Annotated in this window: 19 protein-coding genes; all 19 read right to left on the bottom strand. The window is 59.3% G+C overall.

Features of this window, described 5'->3' with window-relative positions:
* Position 1 precedes the first annotated feature (1 nt).
* A complete protein-coding gene (gene glmM / locus BLV41_RS18420; RefSeq protein WP_074712862.1) occupies positions 2-1,348 on the bottom strand; it encodes a phosphoglucosamine mutase in 1,347 nt (448 codons plus the stop codon).
* Positions 1,349-1,663: 315 nt separating this feature from the next.
* The gene (gene rpsI, locus BLV41_RS18415) at positions 1,664-2,179 is read right to left on the bottom strand and encodes a 30S ribosomal protein S9 (protein ID WP_050070312.1); all 516 of its coding nucleotides are present in this window, start codon (positions 2,177-2,179) and stop codon (positions 1,664-1,666) included.
* A 36-nt stretch (positions 2,180-2,215) separates the two neighbouring features.
* Positions 2,216-2,659, bottom strand: a complete 444-nt coding sequence (rplM, locus tag BLV41_RS18410) for a 50S ribosomal protein L13 (protein WP_044576496.1) — start codon at positions 2,657-2,659, stop codon at positions 2,216-2,218.
* A gap of 256 nt (positions 2,660-2,915) precedes the next feature.
* Complete coding sequence (locus tag BLV41_RS18405) at positions 2,916-3,818, bottom strand: tRNA pseudouridine synthase A (protein WP_074712861.1); 903 nt, start codon at positions 3,816-3,818, stop codon at positions 2,916-2,918.
* Between the two features lie 103 nt (positions 3,819-3,921).
* Positions 3,922-4,416, bottom strand: a complete 495-nt coding sequence (rplQ, locus tag BLV41_RS18400; RefSeq protein ID WP_074712860.1) for a 50S ribosomal protein L17 — start codon at positions 4,414-4,416, stop codon at positions 3,922-3,924.
* A gap of 85 nt (positions 4,417-4,501) precedes the next feature.
* Positions 4,502-5,512: a DNA-directed RNA polymerase subunit alpha gene (locus BLV41_RS18395; RefSeq protein ID WP_044576488.1), complete on the bottom strand. Its 1,011-nt coding sequence runs from the start codon at positions 5,510-5,512 to the stop codon at positions 4,502-4,504.
* 131 nt (positions 5,513-5,643) lie between these two features.
* Positions 5,644-6,045 carry a 30S ribosomal protein S11 gene (rpsK, locus tag BLV41_RS18390; RefSeq protein ID WP_038464649.1) on the bottom strand — a complete coding sequence of 134 codons (402 nt, stop codon included), beginning with the start codon at positions 6,043-6,045 and terminating at the stop codon, positions 5,644-5,646.
* Positions 6,046-6,152: 107 nt separating this feature from the next.
* The gene (rpsM, locus tag BLV41_RS18385) at positions 6,153-6,530 is read right to left on the bottom strand and encodes a 30S ribosomal protein S13 (RefSeq protein ID WP_044576485.1); all 378 of its coding nucleotides are present in this window, start codon (positions 6,528-6,530) and stop codon (positions 6,153-6,155) included.
* Positions 6,531-6,722: 192 nt separating this feature from the next.
* Positions 6,723-6,836, bottom strand: coding sequence for a 50S ribosomal protein L36 (gene rpmJ, locus BLV41_RS18380; RefSeq protein WP_011775570.1), 114 nt, complete (start codon positions 6,834-6,836; stop codon positions 6,723-6,725).
* A gap of 29 nt (positions 6,837-6,865) precedes the next feature.
* Positions 6,866-7,087 carry a translation initiation factor IF-1 gene (gene infA / locus BLV41_RS18375; protein WP_009358723.1) on the bottom strand — a complete coding sequence of 74 codons (222 nt, stop codon included), beginning with the start codon at positions 7,085-7,087 and terminating at the stop codon, positions 6,866-6,868.
* A gap of 160 nt (positions 7,088-7,247) precedes the next feature.
* Complete coding sequence (locus BLV41_RS18370; RefSeq protein WP_074712859.1) at positions 7,248-8,216, bottom strand: P1 family peptidase; 969 nt, start codon at positions 8,214-8,216, stop codon at positions 7,248-7,250.
* 155 nt (positions 8,217-8,371) lie between these two features.
* Positions 8,372-9,721, bottom strand: coding sequence for an ABC transporter substrate-binding protein (locus tag BLV41_RS18365; RefSeq protein ID WP_074712858.1), 1,350 nt, complete (start codon positions 9,719-9,721; stop codon positions 8,372-8,374).
* Between the two features lie 86 nt (positions 9,722-9,807).
* Positions 9,808-10,713, bottom strand: a complete 906-nt coding sequence (locus BLV41_RS18360; protein WP_074712857.1) for a carbohydrate ABC transporter permease — start codon at positions 10,711-10,713, stop codon at positions 9,808-9,810.
* Entirely contained in the window at positions 10,713-11,597 is an 885-nt protein-coding gene (locus tag BLV41_RS18355) for a carbohydrate ABC transporter permease (protein WP_074713429.1), read from the bottom strand. The genes BLV41_RS18360 and BLV41_RS18355 overlap by 1 nt, the downstream gene beginning before the upstream one ends.
* A 102-nt stretch (positions 11,598-11,699) precedes the next feature.
* A complete protein-coding gene (locus BLV41_RS18350) occupies positions 11,700-12,461 on the bottom strand; it encodes a glycerophosphodiester phosphodiesterase (protein ID WP_074712856.1) in 762 nt (253 codons plus the stop codon).
* A gap of 199 nt (positions 12,462-12,660) precedes the next feature.
* Positions 12,661-13,494: a type I methionyl aminopeptidase gene (map, locus tag BLV41_RS18345; RefSeq protein ID WP_074712855.1), complete on the bottom strand. Its 834-nt coding sequence runs from the start codon at positions 13,492-13,494 to the stop codon at positions 12,661-12,663.
* Positions 13,495-13,616: 122 nt separating this feature from the next.
* Complete coding sequence (locus BLV41_RS18340; RefSeq protein WP_074712854.1) at positions 13,617-14,186, bottom strand: adenylate kinase; 570 nt, start codon at positions 14,184-14,186, stop codon at positions 13,617-13,619.
* A complete protein-coding gene (secY, locus tag BLV41_RS18335) occupies positions 14,183-15,508 on the bottom strand; it encodes a preprotein translocase subunit SecY (RefSeq protein ID WP_044576463.1) in 1,326 nt (441 codons plus the stop codon). The genes BLV41_RS18340 and secY overlap by 4 nt, the downstream gene beginning before the upstream one ends.
* 221 nt (positions 15,509-15,729) lie before the next feature.
* Positions 15,730-16,206, bottom strand: coding sequence for a 50S ribosomal protein L15 (gene rplO, locus BLV41_RS18330; RefSeq protein ID WP_044576460.1), 477 nt, complete (start codon positions 16,204-16,206; stop codon positions 15,730-15,732).
* Position 16,207 lies beyond the last annotated feature (1 nt).

Below are 16,207 nucleotides of genomic sequence, written 5' to 3'. Positions count from 1 at the left end.
CCTAGAGCGAAAGCTCGGCCTTCACAACACTGACAAGGTCATTGCAAATACGCTCTGCCGTTTCGGTATCGCCGGCCTCAACCATGACGCGCACCAGAGCTTCGGTTCCAGAGGGCCGCAACAGGACTCGTCCGGTGTCACCGAGTTCCGCCTCGGCTTTGGCCACCGCAGCGTTGATGGCCGGAACAATGGCCGCTCGGCTCTTATCTACGTTCTTGACGTTCACCATCACCTGGGGCAGCTTGGTCATGACACTGGCCAAGTCCTTCAGGGACTTGCCCGTCATGGCTACCTGCGCAGCAAGCTGCAAGCCGGTCAGAACGCCGTCACCGGTGGTTGCGTACTTGGAGAAAATCACGTGGCCGGACTGCTCGCCGCCCAGTGTGTAATCTCCGCGTCGCATTTCCTCGAGAACATAACGATCACCCACACCGGTTTCGCGGATAGTGATCCCAGCATCGCGCAAGGCAATCTTCAAGCCAAGATTGCTCATGACGGTGGCGACAAGAACATTGTCCTTGAGTTCACCGGCCGCTTTCTGGGCCAAGGCCAGGACGGCCATGATCTGGTCCCCGTCAACAACATTGCCTTCGTGATCCACGGCAAGGCAGCGGTCGGCGTCACCGTCGTGGGCAATGCCCAGATCGGCGCCTGTGGCCAGCACCGTTTCCTGCAGCAACTCGAGGTGCGTGGAGCCAACGCCGTCATTGATGTTCAGCCCATCCGGGTCTGCACCAATGACGGTCACCTGAGCACCAGCATTTGTGAATACCTGAGGCGAACATCCGCTGGCGGCACCATGGGCGCAGTCAAGGACGATCTTCAAACCGTCGAGACGGTGTGGCAGGGTGCCTAGGAGGTGAACAACGTAGCGGTCCTCGGCGTCCGAGAAGCGCTGGATGCGTCCCACATCCACGCCTACGGGCCGGAAAGCATCCTGTTGAAGTTGCGCCTCGATCGCGTCCTCGACCTCATCAGGCAGCTTTGTACCGCCGCCGGCAAAGAACTTGATGCCGTTGTCGGGCGCGGGGTTGTGGGAGGCGGAGATCATCACACCAAAGTCAGCGCCAAGGTCAGCGATGAGAAAAGCCGCGGCGGGGGTGGGCAACACCCCGGCGTTGAAGACGTCGACGCCGGCGCTCGCCAGTCCCGCTTCCACGGCAGCGGAAATGAACTCACCGCTGGCGCGAGGGTCGCGGGCAAGGACGGCGCGTGGCCGCTTTCCCGCGCTCATCTGCTCATGGCCGAGGACCACAGCGGCAGCCTGGGCGAGGGACAAGGCCAATTCAGCCGTCAGCAGGCCATTGGCCAAACCGCGGACACCATCTGTTCCAAATAATCTTGACATCTGAATCAGTCTAAATCATTGAACTGGGAATACCCTCCCCGGCAAGACATCCGCTCCCCAGGCCAGCCCTACACGCCTCCAGACGCTCCTGCAGATCTGGGGCTCTTCACGGCAACGCTCCTGCACTCAGGAGCAGGAGGGTCTCGAAAAATACCCTCGGATCTGCAGGAGGGTCTCATCGTTGAACGCAAAAAATCCCCGGCCGCATGGCGACCGGGGATTTTTTGAAGCGCAATATGATTAGCGCTTGTGGAGCCGAGGGCTAAGTCAAGCCGAGGGTCCCGTGCCGAGGCACGAGGTCCGGGAAGGCTTGGATTAGCGCTTGGAGTACTGCGAAGCCTTACGAGCCTTCTTGAGACCAGCCTTCTTACGCTCGATGACGCGGGCGTCACGAGTCAGGAAGCCTGCCTTCTTCAAGATGGCGCGGTTGTTCTCAGCGTCGATCTCGTTCAAGGAACGAGCAACACCCAGACGCAATGCACCGGCCTGGCCGGAGGGGCCGCCACCGTGGATGCGTGCCCAAACGTCGTAAGCGCCATCCAGGTCCAGGATGCGGAACGGGTCGTTTACTTCCTGCTGGTGCAGCTTGTTCGGGAAGTAGTTGGACAGCTCGCGGCCGTTGACGATCCACTTGCCGGTGCCGGGTACGACGCGAACGCGGGCAATTGCCTGCTTGCGACGGCCAACAGCAGCGCCTGAAACGGTCAGTGCCGGGCGTTCCTTCTTGGGTGCTGCATCTGCTGCAGCTGAGCTTTCGCTCGTGTAGCTAGTCAAAACTTCTTCCTCGGCCACAACGGCCTCGGTGTTCAGCTCTTCAGTATTCTGAGCCACGATTCTCCTTGATAAATATTGGGTTGGTGGCCAGGACTACTGGGCGACCTGGGTGATTTCAAACGTCTGAGGCTGCTGAGCGGCGTGCGGGTGCTCAGCACCGCGGTAAACCTTCAGCTTGCCGATCTGGGCTGCGCCCAGCTTGGTCTTCGGGAGCATGCCAGCGATGGCCTTCTCCACTGCGCGAACCGGGTTCTTCTCCAACAGTTCTGCGTAGTTCACGCTGGACAGACCGCCCGGGAAACCCGAGTGGCGGTAAGCGCGCTTCTGTTCGAGCTTGGCGCCGGTGAGGGCAACCTTCTCGGCGTTGATGATGATGACGAAATCGCCCATATCCATATGGGGAGCGAAGGTCGGCTTGTGCTTTCCACGCAGCAGTGTTGCGGTCTGGCTGGCAAGACGGCCCAAGACAACGTCGTTGGCATCAATGATGTGCCACTGACGGTTGATATCGCCGGGCTTCGGGGTATACGTACGCACGGTTTTTGCCTTCGTTTCTTGTTCTTAGGTGGTGTCACAGATGGTTGACACCTGCTATCTATGCGTTTACCGGAACAGAGGTGAGGGCTCTAACACCAGTCATCCTTACACTTCCCGATGACGCCCGTTCAGTGGTAGTCCTGCAACCGGACCTGTAACGGGCGCGTGATATCGAGATAGGACACGCACAACGACTACCAACGATACCTTTAATACTGCCACCGGGTCAAAGCGGGGGTGCACGATGCGGCCATTTTTATCCGTTAACAGCTTCGGGAACCGCACGCCGGGTTCGTGTCAGGACAGCCCGTTCATGCATTGCCGTCTCGTGAGGATAGTGAACTTCCTCCAGAATGAGCGGGTGCGGCGGGGCCAAAACGGACTTTGCGTCGCGAATTCCTGCGGTTAATCGCTCGCGCATCCACTCCGGCCTTTCCAGGCCTTCCCCTACGCGCAGGGAGGCACCAAGGAGCGCCCGCACCATGTTGTGGCAGAAGGCATCGGCCTGAACATTGACGTTAATCACACCTTCGTCATCGGCAATAAAATCGAATCGCTGCAGGGTGCGCACCGTGGTGGATCCTTCCCGCGGCTTTGCAAATGCCCGGAAATCCTGCAGCCCCAGCAGTGGCTCGGCGGCTTGGTTCATCAACGCGACATCCAGGTCTCGCTCATGCCACATGGTCAGTGCTCGCTGCAGCGGATCCTTGTGGGTGGACCCGTCCGCGATGCGGTAGCTGTAGCGGCGCCACAGCGCCGAAAACCTGGCATCGAAGCCGACGGGTGCCCGTGAGGCTTCCACGATCTGCACGGTGCCACGCAACTCCCCCAAAACCCATCCCAGGGCACCGTTCAGGCGCCTCTTGAGAGATTCTTCCGGCACGGCATCGTGTCCGCGCCGGAGGCCGTCCCATTCTTGGGGTGTGAGATCAAAATGTGCCACCTGGCCGCGTGCATGGACACCCGCATCGGTGCGTCCGGCGACCGTAAGCCGCACGGGCCGGCGAACAATCATGGCCAGCGCCTCTTCAATCACGCCCTGTACGGTGCGCTCAACAGTTTGGATTCCCCACCCGCTATAGGGCCCGCCGTCGTACGCTACGTCCAGGCGAGCCCGAATCAGGCCTTGATATTCGGGGGTCAATTTCGGGTTGTGCATGGAGTCAATTCTACGGGACGGTGAAACACGGACATGCAAAAGGACCCGCCTCCCTCAGGGGAGACGGGTCCTTTTGAGCAGAACTAAAGCTTTCGCTTAAGCCTTACTTGGACTCTTCAGCAGCAGCTTCGTCAGCTACAACTTCGGTTTCCACAACTTCTTCGCTCGGTGCTTCTTCAACCGGCGCAGCCTTGGCGGCAGCAACGGTAGCTTCCTTCACAACGGCCTGCTTAGCGCTGACCGGCTCCAGAACGAGCTCGATGACAGCCATGGGAGCGTTGTCGCCCTTGCGGTTGCCGATCTTGGTGATGCGGGTGTAGCCACCGTCGCGGTTCTCCACAGCCTTGGCGATGTCGGTGAACAGCTCGTGGACAATGCCCTTGTCGCTGATCAGGCCGAGAACGCGGCGGCGTGAAGACAAGTCGCCACGCTTTGCGAAAGTTACCAGTCGCTCTGCGTAGGGGCTCAGGCGCTTGGCCTTGGTCAAAGTGGTGGTGATCCGCTTGTGCTCAAAGAGCGAAGCGGAAAGGTTCGCGAGCATCAAACGCTCGTGAGCCGCTCCGCCTCCGAGGCGGGGACCCTTGGCGGGTGTAGGCATGGTGTTTCTCCTCAAGTGTCAGCCGAACCGCCGCGGACACATCACTTGTGTCCGCAGGGCCGGCTAAAAAAATTGTTGTTCGAACTTAGAGCTCGTCGTCGCTGTATGCGTCGTCGTTCTCGTCAAGGGCTGCGGCGCGGGCGGCCAGATCGAATCCTGGAGGGGAATCCTTCAGGGCAAGACCTAGTTCAACCAGCTTTGCCTTTACCTCGTCGATGGACTTCGCACCGAAGTTGCGAATGTCCATCAGGTCAGCCTCGGAGCGAGCAACGAGTTCACCCACGGAGTGGATGCCCTCACGCTTGAGGCAGTTGTAGGAACGGACTGTAAGGTCCAGATCCTCGATCGGCAGGGCCATGTCTGCGGCAAGAGCAGCATCCGTCGGGGACGGGCCAATCTCAATGCCTTCAGCCGCGGTGTTCAGCTCGCGAGCCAATCCGAACAGTTCAACCAGCGTGGTGCCAGCGGAGGCGATGGCATCTCGCGGGGAGATGGCCTGCTTCGTCTCAACATCAACGATGAGCTTGTCAAAGTCGGTGCGCTGTTCAACACGGGTTGCTTCTACGCGGAAGGTCACCTTCAGAACGGGAGAGTAGATGGAGTCAACCGGGATACGGCCAATTTCCTGATCCACGTTCTTGTTCTGAGCTGCCGAAACATAGCCGCGACCGCGCTCGATGGTCAGTTCGAGTTCGAACTTGCCCTTCGAGTTCAGTGTGGCAATGTGCATGTCAGGGTTGTGGAATTCCACACCGGCCGGAGGAGCAATGTCGGCAGCCGTAACAACGCCAGGACCCTGCTTGCGCAGGTAGGCGACGACGGGCTCGTCATGCTCCGAAGACACGGAGAGTCCCTTGATGTTAAGGATGATCTCAGTGACATCTTCCTTAACACCGGGAACCGTGGTGAACTCGTGCAGAACGCCATCCAAGCGGATGCTGGTGACAGCAGCGCCAGGGATGGAGGACAGCAGGGTCCGACGCAGGGAATTTCCCAGGGTGTAACCGAAGCCGGGCTCCAGCGGTTCGATAACGAACCGTGAACGGTTTTCGGAAACTACTTCTTCAGATAGGGTGGGGCGCTGTGCAATGAGCACTGGGTTTTCCTTTCAGCGAGCATCCGCTATATGACGCAACACAGGTAGTGGAAATGACGGCTGACGAGAGTTAACGGCGGCGGAGTTGGCCCCCACCGAAGTGAAGGCCAACTCTGTTGCTCTAATTCTCGTTAGACGCGACGGCGCTTGGGCGGACGGCAGCCGTTGTGGGCGCTGGGGGTTACGTCCGAGATGGACCCAACCTCAAGACCAGCAGCCTGCAGCGAACGGATAGCCGTTTCGCGGCCCGAACCGGGACCCTTTACGAAAACGTCAACCTTGCGAAGGCCATGCTCCTGTGCGCGCTTGGCAGCTGCTTCAGCAGCCATCTGTGCAGCGTACGGAGTTGACTTACGCGAGCCCTTGAAGCCAACTTCACCGGCAGAAGCCCATGAGATGACAGCACCGTTCGGATCCGTGATGGAAACGATGGTGTTGTTAAAGGTGCTCTTAATGTGCGCCTGGCCCAGCGCAATATTCTTTTTATCCTTGCGACGCGGCTTACGAACCGCGCCCCGAGTCTTTGGGGGCATTTTATTCTCCTACGAAAGTTTAATGAGGGGTCGGCATAAGCTAAAACCCACGCTTGCCAGATGGGTGAAAAGTGCTCTGGAGCATTCTTCGATCCGGCTGGCGGGTTTTACTTGCCGGCCTTCTTCTTGCCTGCGACGGTGCGCTTCGGACCCTTGCGGGTACGTGCGTTGGTCTTCGTGCGCTGGCCATGCACGGGCATGCCACGACGGTGGCGGATACCCTGGTAGCTACCGATTTCAACCTTGCGGCGAATGTCGGCTGCAACCTCGCGGCGAAGGTCACCCTCAACCTTGTAGTTACCCTCGATGTTGTCACGCAACTGAACGAGTTCAGCGTCAGAAAGGTCCTTGACACGGACGTCCGGGGAAATACCCGTTTCGGCCAGGACATTCTTTGCACGGGTCTTGCCCACGCCGTAGATGTATGTAAGCGCTACTTCCAACCGCTTTTCGCGGGGAAGGTCTACGCCAGCGAGACGTGCCATATTTGGCTTCTCCTATGTGTAAACCGGAGGTCGTAGGCAGTACACCCGCACATTTTGTGAATGCGGCCCTGGCCTCCGACCAGGGGTCCATTGTCCGGTTGCGAACTTTCGTTCGCCTACGTCCAACTTGTGCTGCCTTATTAATTTACTTGCGTGAGCAATAGCTCAGGGATCCTGCCTCAGAGAGGAGGATTAGCCCTGGCGCTGCTTGTGGCGCGGGTTCTCGCAGATCACCATGACTCGACCGTTACGGCGAATCACCTTGCACTTATCGCAGATCTGCTTGACGCTCGGCTTGACCTTCATGGCATTCCTTTGCGTGATTGCAGTTGTGGTTATTTGTAGCGGTAGACGATACGACCACGGGTAAGGTCGTACGGGCTCAGCTCCACCACAACTCGGTCCTCAGGAAGGATACGAATGTAGTGCTGGCGCATTTTTCCTGAGATATGGGCAAGAACGATGTGCTTGTTCGTCAGCTCAACACGAAACATCGCGTTGGGCAGCGCTTCAGTCACAACGCCCTCGATCTCAATGACCCCGTCTTTCTTGGCCATATCCTCCGCTAACTTTGTTGCGCCGACATAGTCAGCCCCTGAAGGGACCGGTTTCAGATCGGCGTTCGATTTGCTACTGATTATTGTTTGTCCAATTGGACCCGCTGAAAGGCAGGCACAGACAACCAACAACCTACTCTAGTGCAAATCTGCAAATAAGTTAAATTGACTCCTGCGGTGCCCTAAATTCTGGCCATGTCTGCACCGGGGTGGTCACCTGCGTCGCTTGGGCTATGCCGTCCCCGATAGCCAGGCGCACTGCTTCCGCTGCGGCACTTTGCAACTCGATCATGGCCGCGATTGGCAGCTCGACGCTGCTGATAAGAGTTTGTGCGCCGGTGGCCAGCGTGAAGATGGTGTCGCCGTCAGCCATGGTGTGGACGGGGTTCAAGGCTCTCGCCATGCCGGCGTGGGCCGCTGTAGATGTTCGTTTCGCCTGCGCCACCGTAAGCTGCGCGTTCGTGGCCACGACGACGAGGGTGGTGTTCAGCCCCTCCCCCGCTGCCGGGGCAGCCCGGCCCGGCTGCCAGGGAAGTCCTGCCGCATTGACCACGGCCAGGGCACCCACCACAATGTGCACATTCTCACCGCTCAGTTGGACCGAGGCGGTCCCCACCCCGCCTTTGAACGTCCCGGCCCCAATGGCCGCTCCGGCGCCGGCTCCCACATTCCCGCGGTCGACGTCGGCCCCCTCAGAAGAGTTCGCAGCGGCCAGTGCCGCCTGGTACCCCATGTCCGCGTCGGGGCGCGCGGAGAAGTCGCCTCCCCTGCCGAGGTCAAAGATCGCCGCGGCGGGCACGATCGGCACCACACCGCCGGGGACCGGAAAGCCACGGCCGTTCTCCTCGCACCAGCGTTGCACCCCGGCGGCGGTGGCCAGGCCATAAGCGCTTCCGCCGGTGAGCACCACAGCGTCAACCGTTGACACCAAGGTGGTGGGATCCAAGGCGTCTGTTTCGTGAGTCCCCGGACCACCCCCGCGAACGTCAACCGAGCCGATGGTTCCTGGTGGCGGCAGGACCACGCTCACCCCGGTCAGCCATCCGTGCCCGATGCGGTGGGCATGGCCCACCCGAATCCCTGGCACATCCGTGATGGCGCCTGTGGTTGGGCTTTCGGTGCGTGCCATTGGTGGTTCTCCTTGAATACGCAGGTGAGTCTTTCCCTGATTATGTCCGCTGCGTGGGCAGTGCACCAGCGCCACAACGACGAAACGCTTGTCCCTTGAATCGCGCTGATTCAAGGGACAAGCGCTTTTTTGTCTACCGTGGTGCATGGCAGTGTCTAGAGGTACGGCTTGACGTTCTCTTCGTACGACTTGGTGATGGAGCTCGCTGCCGTGGCGAAGGCCTCGGCCGGGTCGCCCTTTTGCAACATGATCTTTTCCAGCGCGGTGGTCAGGTCCTTGTCACCGTTGGGAACAAACACGCGGCCCCAGTCCTGGACACGTGTGCCGGCCAGCTGGTCAACGGCGGTACGGAACTGCGGGGTCTTGGCGTAGACGGCCTTCATGGTTTCTCCTTCCAACGCCGAGGTGCGGACCGGCATGTAGCCGGTGTTGGAGGAGAAGTAGGCCGTGTTCTCGGCGTTTGTGAGGAACTTCAAGAACGTGGCTGCCGCCAACTGCTGCTCGGGGGTCTTGCCGGCCGGGATGGCCAGGCCGGTGCCTCCGGTGGGGCAGGCAGCCCCTTGTGCACCTTCGGGCAGGAACCCGGTGCCAACTTCAAACTTGGAGGCTTCCAGGAGTCCGCTCAGAGATCCGGTGGAGCCAATGGTGCAACCTGTGAGCCCGGCTCCGAAATCGGCCACCTGGTCCTTGGCCGTGACCGCGGCGCTCTTGTTCTCGTAGACGATCGTCTGCAGGTACTTGGCCGCTTCAAGGGCTTCCGGGGTATCCAGGGTCATGGTCCAGTCCTTGGAGTAGGCACCGCCGGCACCCCAGAGCATGTTGCAGAACCACCATGCGGTCCAAGACGTGCCTTTGCCCAAACCTAGTGGCATGACGCCACCTGCGGATTGGATCTTGGGAGCCCACTCATCAAATTCGGTCCACGTCTTGGGTGCGCGGTCCGGCAGACCGGCCTTTTCCCACACGGACTTGTTGTAGTAGAACAAGGGTGTTGAACGCGCATACGGGATGGCCCAGTGTGAATCAGTGAACGCGTAATCGTTGTACAGCGTGGTGTTGAAATCGTCAGTTCCGAAGTCCAGGTGCTTGGCCAGCTGGTCCAGAGGAAGGATCTGGCCGTTGATCATGTAGCGGAACCACCAGACGTCACTGGCGATGACCAGATCCGGCAGGTTGGAGGAACCGGAGGCAGCCTGGAACTTCTGTGCCACCTCGTCATAGTTGGCACCGGCGGTGACCAGATTGACCTTGATGCCGCTCTCGGCCGTGAATCGCTTGATGATCTCGGACTCAATGTCCTTGGAGGCGCCGGGGTGGTTGGACCACCAGGTGATCTCCTTGGCCGGGGTGATGGCCGTCCAGTCGGTGGCGCTCTCGGTGGCAGCGCCACCAGCCTCGCCGACGGCGGGTCCCCCACAGGCTGCCAGGGTGGCTGAGCCGCCCACGAGGGCGGCCAGCTGGAGCAGCTGCCGGCGGTTGAGGTTTGCAAACGGTGAAGCAGACATGCGTTTCTCCTTGAATGGTTGCCACCGGGCGAACGGGCCCGGCGGTACGTTACACAGCAAAGGGTGAAGAAGGTGAGGTTGGCTTGTCAGCCGGTCACAGCACCGGAGGTGAGCCCGGTGACAATCCGGCGCTGGAGCAGGAAGAAGATAATCAGGACAGGAACCGTGATGAGCACTGTTCCGGCCATGAGAACGCCCCAGTTGGTGACGCCGTCGTTGTTTTGCAGCAGGGTCAGGCCCACGGGCAGCGTCATCATTTCCGCCTTGTCCACAACGAGCAGGGGCCAGAGGTATTCGTTCCATTCGGACACGATCGAGACCAGTGCCACGGCCGCAATAGTTGGCGCCGAGATCGGGACAACAAACTTCCACAGCCGGGTCCAGTGGCTGGCGCCGTCGAGCGCGGCAGCCTCCAGGATGGATACCGGCAAGGTCAAGAAGTGTTGGCGAAACAAGAACGTTCCAAAGGCGCTGGCGAGGCCGGGCAGAATCAGGCCCTGATAGGTGTTGATCCAGCCAAGGTCGGAGACCAGTGTGTAGTTGGGGATGATGACAATTTGTTGGGGCACCAGAAGGGCAAAAACCACCAGCCCAAAAACGAACTTCTTGAAGGGGAACTCAAGAAACACGACTGCATACGCCGTGGTGAGTCCCAGCGAGATCTTCAAGGTGGCTCCCACAACCGTGGTGATAACCGAATTGATGAAGAAGTTTCCAAACGGCACAGCAGCCAGGGCCCCGAAATAGTTGGAGAGGTCAAACGATTCCGGGAGCCACTGGATGGGAACCGTGTAGATCTCATCGCGCTGCTTGAAACTGGCCAACATCATCCAGACCAGTGGAAGGATCATGGCCGCGACGGCCACCGCCATCATGAGGTAACCACCGATGCGGGGTTTGGCCCACCCTGGGCGTGGGGCTGGAGCGCCGTCGCTGTGCGGCTGGGTTTCCCGAGGCTTCACAGCGTCTTTCTTTTTCGCTTCGACGCTCATCAGTAGTGAACCTTCTTTTGGATAACCAGCATCTGCACGGCAGTAATGGCCAGCAGAACAAAGAACAAAATAGTGGCGATCGCCGAGGAGTAGCCGGCGCGGCCGGTGGCAAAGCCTTCCTGGTAGATCTGGTACATCATGGTGGTGGTGCCTTCCAGCGGACCGCCCTTGGTCATGGCCTGAATGATGTCAAAGGACTGCAACGAGCTGAGCAAGGTGGTCACGGAGAGGAAGAAGGTGGTGGGGCCCAGAAGAGGGAGCACCACGTTGCGGAAACTGGCGAAGGGGCCAGCACCGTCAAGCGTGGCAGCCTCGGTCAGGTCCTTGGGCACGGCCTGAAGCGCGGCCAAGTAAATCAGCGCGACGTAGCCAACGTTCTTCCACAGGTACACGATGATGATCATGGGCAACGCCCAGGCCGGATCGTTGTACCAATCAGGGGAACCGAGCCCGATCCCCTTCAGGACCGCGCCGAGGACGCCAAAGTTCGGGTCGAAGACAAAGAGCCACAAAAGTCCGACGGCGACCCCGGACAAGACATAGGGCGCGACGACTACCGTCCGGGCCATGCCCGTACCGCGAAGCTTCCGGTTCAGCAGCAGGGCGAGCCCCAGGCCCAGCACCATGCCGCCGGCAACGGTGGCCACCGTGAAGATCACCGTCACCTTAACTACGTTGGCGGTGGCCGGATCCGTCAACCAGTTGGTGTAATTTTCCAGCCCAACAAAACGAGCCGTCGCTGACCCAATATTCCACTGCAATAGCGAGTACTGCAGGGATTGGATCAACGGCTTGTAGGTGAAGATGATCAGCAGGGCTACGTTGGGTCCGGCAAAGAGCAGGAAGAGCAGCCAGGATTTCCACGGCGTGCGACGTTTCCTCATGGCCGGGGAGCTGTCACCATGGTGCTGGATTCCGCCCGACCGGTTGGTGGCTTTGTTGCCGGATTGCGGCGTCAAAGCACTAGTTGACAATGCTTGCATGAGCTAGTGACCCACCGATACTTCGGCTGCTCGAATAACCTCTTGGATCAGAGCGGGATCGTCCGTGCAGATTCCGTCGGCACCCATGTCCAGCAATTCACGGGCTCGCTCGGGGTCATTGACGGTCCAGACCCAGGCCTTGAGGCCGGCGTCGTGGATGGTTTGAATGTCGTCGGCATCCAGGCCGCCCTCCCAGATGGAAACCCCTTCACCGCCATTGTTGAGCGCAAAGGCGATGGCGTCGACGAGTCCGCGTCCGGCGAACTCCTCCCCCGTTGCATCGTCAGGCAAAAACGCCCGGAGCTTCTCAACCTTGCCGATGCAGAGCGGATAAACCTTGGTGCCGGCAACCTTACGGCCCAGTTCAGCCAAGGCGTCCCAGTCCGCCGATGAGGCGAACCAGTCCAACCCGGGAATGCTGTCAACGACTTCGGCCACAGGTCCGATGGCTGCCGCATCCTTAATCTCAATGTTGACTCGAACCTTGCCGGCTGCCAGATTCAAAACTTGGGCGAGCGTTGGCACGTATTGTCCGCTGCCGGCATCGAGCAGACCCAGCTGGCGGGCGGTGAACTCGGTGATGCTGCCGGTGCCATTGGTTGTACGGTCAGCCGTATCGTCATGGATCACTACCGGGATCTCATCGGCAGAGAGGTGGACGTCCAGTTCAATGCCGGTGACGCCTAGGTCAATGGCTCGGGAGAAGGCCGCTAGCGTGTTCTCCGGCAGGTGGGCAGACACTCCCCGGTGGGCATAGATGTGCATACTGTGCAGTCCTCGTGATTGTTCTCTCAAGGGGCTGGCTGCGCGTCTCGGCGTGCGCCCCTTCGGCTTCAATGACCAAGGTACGGAGCGCAATGACTGTTCTGGTGGCGTCGAGGTGGACAGGAGGCAAACACAGCTTAAATAGTTGTTCCCCTGCCTCCTCCGATGAAGGAAACAGGGGAACCGTGACGCTGCTGGGCTAGATTTCCACTGGGGTGACGCCGTACGGTGCAAGTCGCTGCGCGCCGCCATCGGCAGCGGTGAGAACAACAATGCCCTTGGCATGGAAGGCCACGGAGTGCTCCCAGTGAGCCGAGCGGGCCTTGTCTGCGGTGACAACTGTCCAATCGTCTTGGAGCGTGATGGTGTCCAGGCCTCCGCGAACCAGCATGGGCTCGATCGCTAGGCACATGCCCGCCTTGAGCTTCGGGCCGCGGTGCTTGGATGAGTAGTTCAGAACGTCCGGGGCCATATGCATGGCAGAACCAATGCCGTGGCCAACGTAGTCCTCGAGGATGCCCAATTCCTTGCCGGGCTGCGAGGTTACGTAGTCGTCAATGGCGTCACCGATGTCGCCAACGTACTTGCCATTTGCCATGGCGGCGATGCCGGCCCACATGCCTTCCTCGGTGATGTCACTGAGGCGGCGATCTGCGGGATCCTCATCCTTGGGCCCGCCAACAATCACGCTGCGTGCGGAGTCAGAGTGCCAACCCTCAATAATCGCGCCGCCGTCGATCGAGAGCAGATCGCCCGCCTCCAGAACACGCGAGCCGGGGATGCCGTGAACAACTTCCTCGTTGACAGAGGTACAAATAGTGGCGGGGAAGCCATGGTAGCCAAGGAAGTTGGACTTGGCGCCGGCCTTCTTCAGCTCGCCCGCGAAGATGGCGTCGAGGTCCCCGGTGGTGATTCCGGGTGAAACGGCGGCAACGGTGGTGTTCAACGCAGCATCAAGGATGAGCCCACTGCGGCGCATGATGCGCATTTGATCGATGGTCTTGTATTCAATCTTCGGCTGGCCGAACGCCATGAAGAATCCTTTCGGTAGGGAAATGAACAAGGGCCCCTCCCCGTAATGCGGGAAGGAGCCCTCCTTCACAACCAGGCAGCTAGTGTGCCGTTGGAAAATGCATTCGCCTTGACTTAGGCGGGTTAGACGCTCTTGATGGCGTCCATGATGCGTGCAGTGACTTCGTCCATGTCGCCGAGTCCATCAACCTTGGCCAGAATGCCGCGCTCCGCATAGCGGGCCACTACAACCTCGGTCTGTTCACGGTAGAGGTCCAGACGGTGGCGGATGACGGATTCGGTGTCATCGCTTCGGCCGGTCTCCAGCGCACGGTTCAGCAGACGCTTAACGAGCTCTTCGTCGTCGGCCGTCAGCTGCAGGACAATGTCCAGGCTGAGGCCGGCGCTGCCCAAGATGTCGTCCAGTTCATCGACCTGGGGAGAAGTGCGCGGGTAGCCATCCAAGAGGAAGCCGTCAGCTACATCGCTCTGGGCGAGGCGGTCGCGAACCATGCGGTTCGTGACGCTGTCCGGAACAAAGTCGCCGTTGTCCATGTACTTCTTGGCTTCAAGGCCCAAGGGAGTTTCGCCCTTGACGTTCGCACGGAAGATATCGCCGGTGGAGATGGCAACAATTCCCAACTCTCCAACGATTCGTTCTGCCTGTGTACCTTTGCCCGAACCGGGAGGTCCAATGATCAGCATTCTTGTCATCGCAATAACCCTTCATAGTGGCGCTGCTGGAGTTGCGCATCAATCTGCTTGACCGTCTCCAAACCAACACCCACAATGATCAAAATCGAGGTACCACCGAACGGGAAGTTCTGGTTTGCCCCAACCAAGACCAGGGCGATGAGCGGAATCAAGGCGACAAATGCCAGGTAGATTGCGCCCGGCAGTGTGATGCGCGAAATAACGTATTGCAAGTAATCCTGGGTGGGGCGGCCGGCACGGATACCGGGGATGAAACCGCCGTACTTCTTCATGTTGTCGGAGACCTCTTCAGGGTTGAAGGTGATCGCGACATAGAAGTAGGTGAATCCAATGGTCAACAGGAAGTACATCAGCATGTAGATCGGGTGATCTCCACGCGTGAGGTAGTTGTTGATCCATTCGACCCAGCCGGGAATATCGGTGCTGTTTGCCGGTGTGGCGAACTGTGCCAGCAGGGCCGGCAGGTACAACATCGAGGAAGCGAAGATAACCGGGATTACACCGGCCATATTCACCTTGATCGGGATGTAGGTGCTGGTGCCGCCCATTGTGCGACGTCCCACCATGCGCTTTGCATACTGAACAGGAACACGACGTTGTGATTGTTCAACGAAGACGACCAGGGCTACAACAACCAGGCCAATGACCAGGACCGTCAGGAACGTGCCCCAGCCCTGAGTCTTCAGGATGGCACCCAAGGAGGTGGGGAACTGCGCGGCGATGGCCGTGAAGATCAGCAAGGACATGCCGTTGCCAACACCCTTTTCGGTCACGAGCTCGCCCATCCACATGATCAAGCCGGAACCGGCCGTCAAGGTGATGACAAGAAGCAAGATCGTGATCAGGCTGTCGTTGGGAATCAACGCGCCGGGCGAACCTGCGGCACCACAACCGGCAAAGAGCTGGCCGGAGCGAGCAAGCGTCACCAAGGTCGTTGCGTTGAGCAGACCCAGGGCAATGGTCAAGTAACGCGTGTACTGCGTCAGCTTGGCCTGTCCCTGTGCACCTTCAAGGTGCAGTTCCTGGAAACGGGGAATCACAACGCGGAGGAGCTGAACGATGATGCTGGCCGTAATGTACGGCATGATTCCCAAAGCAAAGATGGAAACCTGAAGCAAGGCGCCACCGCTGAACAAGTTAACCAGCTGGTAGATACCCTGGCTTGTGTCAGCAGCGTTCACGCACTGTTGGACATTTCGGTAATCAATTCCAGGCGATGGGATGAATGCACCCATGCGGAAGATGGCAATAATTCCCAGCGTGAACAACAACTTGCGTCGCAGATCAGGCGTGCGAAAGGCGCGGCCAAATGCGGTAAGCAAGCGTCCTCCTGATGTCTAGTAATGAGGTTGGCTTCTCAGATGAAGCACAAGGAATAATTCTAGTGGGTGATTCAGGTCGCACCGGCAATGTGACGGATAACATGCTTGGATAATCCAAGCTTCCGGAAACATTTTAGATATAAAGAAAGACCCCTGGTGAGCGGAACCGGAGCTCCGCTCACCAAGAGTCTAGTCGCTAAACGCGCGCATTTATGAACTGGTTAGAGTTCAGTGGTGGTTCCACCTGCGGCGGCGATTTTCTCAACTGCGCTGGAAGAGAATGCGTGGGCGGTAACGTCAACCTTGACGGTCAAGTCACCGGTGCCCAGCACCTTCACGGGCTGGTTCTTGCGAACGGCGCCCTTCTCAACGAGTGCCTCGACGGTGACAACGCCACCTTCGGGGAAGAGCTCGTTCAGCTTGTCCAGGTTTACAACCTGGAACTCAACGCGGAACGGGTTCTTGAAGCCACGCAGCTTCGGCAGGCGCATGTGCAGCGGCAACTGGCCACCGGCAAAGCCAGCCTTAACCTGGTAGCGAGCCTTGGTACCCTTGGTACCGCGGCCAGCGGTCTTACCCTTGGATCCTTCACCACGGCCAACACGGGTTTTAGCCGTCTTGGCACCCGGTGCGGGACGCAGGTGGTGGACCTTCAGTGTGTTCTGCTTTTCAGCAGTTTCAGTAGTCTTCTCAGCCACT

Source organism: Arthrobacter alpinus, from assembly GCF_900105965.1.
Taxonomy (GTDB): domain Bacteria; phylum Actinomycetota; class Actinomycetes; order Actinomycetales; family Micrococcaceae; genus Specibacter; species Specibacter alpinus.
Note: the sequence above shows the minus strand (reverse complement) of the source record. Positions and strands in the feature narration are given on the sequence as shown.